At 38.3% G+C, this 2,859-nt stretch carries 2 protein-coding genes; both read left to right on the top strand.

What is annotated here, in order from left to right; translation table 11 throughout:
• Positions 1–315: 315 nt before the first annotated feature.
• Positions 316–1,521 carry an amidohydrolase gene (locus ADJ83_RS04230; protein ID WP_031539569.1) on the top strand — a complete coding sequence of 402 codons (1,206 nt, stop codon included), beginning with the start codon at positions 316–318 and terminating at the stop codon, positions 1,519–1,521.
• Positions 1,522–1,564: 43 nt separating this feature from the next.
• Complete coding sequence (locus ADJ83_RS04225) at positions 1,565–2,779, top strand: M20 family metallopeptidase (protein WP_031539567.1); 1,215 nt, start codon at positions 1,565–1,567, stop codon at positions 2,777–2,779.
• Positions 2,780–2,859 lie beyond the last annotated feature (80 nt).

The following is a 2,859-nucleotide window of genomic DNA, read 5'->3' as shown; positions in this document are numbered from 1 at the left end:
AATTAAAGATTGTTCGTCTTTAAAGATTAGTTATTTAGTTTTGTGCCAGCCTTTTTTTATAGAATTTAGGAATGTCATTTCGTCTATAAGAAAAGAAAATTGTAAACGATAACAACCTTTATATAGAAAGATTTGATAAAAATGTAGCAGTTATAAATTTAATTCTGAATATTTCGATGATTAAAAATTCTTATTATACTTTATTGGAAATTACCGTTAATATAAAAGAAATCGAAATGAAGTATTGGTTTAAGCTCCATTTTTTCTTCTCAGGAGGTATGCCTTATTAAGAGCAAAATTATTAGGAGGGGTAGTATGTTAAAAAAATGGCATAGTGAATTAGCGCAGATGTTTGATCAAATGGTTGAATGGAGAAGGCATTTTCACCAGTACCCGGAACTATCTTTCCAAGAGGTGGAAACACCAAGAATGATTGCTGAAATTTTAGAAGGATTCGGTATTGAGGTAAGGAGAAATGTAGGCGGTAGAGGAGTTGTTGGAAAAATCTATGGTGCGAAACCTGGAAAAACAATTGCATTGCGTGCTGATTTTGACGCTCTACCAATTCAAGATGAAAAGGATGTACCATATAAATCAAAGGTCCCTGGTGTCATGCATGCATGTGGGCATGATGGACATACCGCCACCTTATTAGCAGTGGCAAAGGTTCTTCAAGATAATAGAGACAGTATTACAGGAAATATTGTATTGCTTCATCAGCATGCAGAAGAGATGTCGCCAGGTGGAGCAAAGGCGATGATTGAAGATGATTGTTTAAAAGATGTAGATGTTGTTTATGGCTCCCATCTATCTTCTCTAAATGAATTAGGAAAGTACTATTATAAACCAGGCTATTCCCAGGCGGCAGCCGACGCTTTTGAAATTACGATTAAAGGAAAGGGCGGACATGGTTCTGCTCCCCATGAAACGGTGGATGCTATTGCTATCGGTACTGCATTAGTAAGCCAGTTACAATATATTGCTAGTAGACGGGTTGATCCATTAAATCCTGTTGTATTGTCTATAGGTTCCTTCCATGGAGGAAATGCTAAAAATGTAATTGCCGATACTGCGGTGATGACAGGAACTGTAAGAACGCTAGATAAAGATTTGCGTTTATTTATGGAAGAAGAAATTAAATTAATGGCAAATGAAATTTGCGAAAGTATGCAGGCTACTTGTGAGATTAATTATATTAAGGGTTACCCTGCAGTTTATAATCATGAGGAAGAAGTAGAGGTTTTTGAAAAGGTCATTGAAGATTCACTTGATAAGAATATGTTAGTTCGTTCCGTACCAATTATGGGGGCAGAGGATTTCTCCTATTATTTGCTTGAAAAGCCGGGCATGTTTTTTCATACAGGGGCACAGGTAGCAGATGGAAAAGCTTATCCTCACCATCATCCAATGTTCGATTTTGATGAAAGGGCAATGATTAATACTGGAAAAGCGTTCCTAAGTATTGTCGATAATTATGTATCGTCACAGGTGAAAGAAAATCTTGCTGAACCAGTTCGATAAAAAGGCATTTTCGAAAAATAAATGGGATGGGAGCGATTAATAGATGTTAGATAAATGGTACAAAGAAATCGAAGCAATGTATGACCAAATGGTAGAGTGGAGACGATATTTACACGAAAATCCAGAGCTGTCTTTTCAAGAAGTAAATACAAGTAAAATGATTGGTGACTTATTAGAAAGCTTCGGTATTGAGGTCAGACGGAATGTCGGTGGAAACGGAGTTGTCGGCAAAATTTATGGGGCAAAGCCAGGAAAAACGATTGCTTTACGAGCAGACTTTGACGCATTGCCTATTCAGGATGAGAAAGACGTTGATTTTAAATCGAAGGTACCAGGTGTGATGCATGCATGTGGACATGATGGGCATACCGCTACCTTATTAGCTGTAGCGAAGGTTCTACAAGAGAATGCGGATGACTTAGCTGGAAATGTGGTGCTGCTACATCAGCATGCTGAAGAATTGCCGCCAGGGGGAGCCATTGCGATGATTGAAGATGGGTGTTTAGATGGGGTCGATGTTGTTTATGGTGCTCATTTAGCTTCTGGTGCTGAACTAGGAAGTGTTCTTTATGGAATAGGACCTGTTTCAGCTGCAAGTGACGCCTTTGAATTAAAAATCCAAGGAAAAGGTGGACATGGTGCTTCTCCACATCAAACGATTGATTCTGTTGCAGTTGGTGCCCAAATTGCTAATCAGTTAAAACATATTGTGAGTAGAAGGGTTAACCCGCAAAAGCCTGCAGTAATTTCGATCGGTTCATTCCATGCAGGAAATGCAGGGAACGTCATAGCAGATACGGCTGAACTAACTGGAACAGTCCGCACATTCGATGAGGATGTCCGGTCCCTGATTGAGGAAGAGATGGAGCAGCTAATTAGTGGTGTATGTAAAGCATTTCATGCAGAATATGCATTTAATTATGCAAAAGGCTATCCATCTACTGTTAATACAGCAGATGAAACGAATATTTTAGAAAAGTGTTTGATCGACGTCTTACCAGAAAGCAAGCTTGTAAAAATAGAAAAACCAGGCATGGGTGGAGAAGATTTTTCTTACTATCTGCAAAATCGTCCTGGATGTTTCTTTTCGGTTGGAGCTCGAAATGAAGAAATTGATGCTGTGTATCCTCATCATCATCCAAAATTCACTTTTGATGAAAGGGCATTGCTTCATACAGCTAAAATATTTTTAAGCTTGGTAGATTATTATACGAATGCAGAAAAGACGGAGGCCTTAGTAAATAGTTCTACTATATAAAACTAGAATTAGATTCTAGCATTCTCTAAGTAGTATGCGCCTATCAGCTAGCAAACTTCTGATCACCTCTTTTGCGTAGT

The sequence above is a fragment of the Bacillus sp. 522_BSPC genome (genome assembly GCF_001076885.1).
Taxonomy (GTDB): Bacteria; Bacillota; Bacilli; order Bacillales; family Cytobacillaceae; genus Niallia; species Niallia hominis.
The sequence above is the reverse complement of the archived record's forward strand: the minus strand, read 5'-3'. Positions and strand labels throughout refer to the sequence as shown.

Coding starts and splice junctions, on each gene's coding strand:
- ADJ83_RS04230 (WP_031539569.1), top strand. CDS start 316: ATGTTAAAAAAATGGCATAGTGAATTAGCGCAGATGTTTGATCAAATG.
- ADJ83_RS04225 (WP_031539567.1), top strand. CDS start 1,565: ATGTTAGATAAATGGTACAAAGAAATCGAAGCAATGTATGACCAAATG.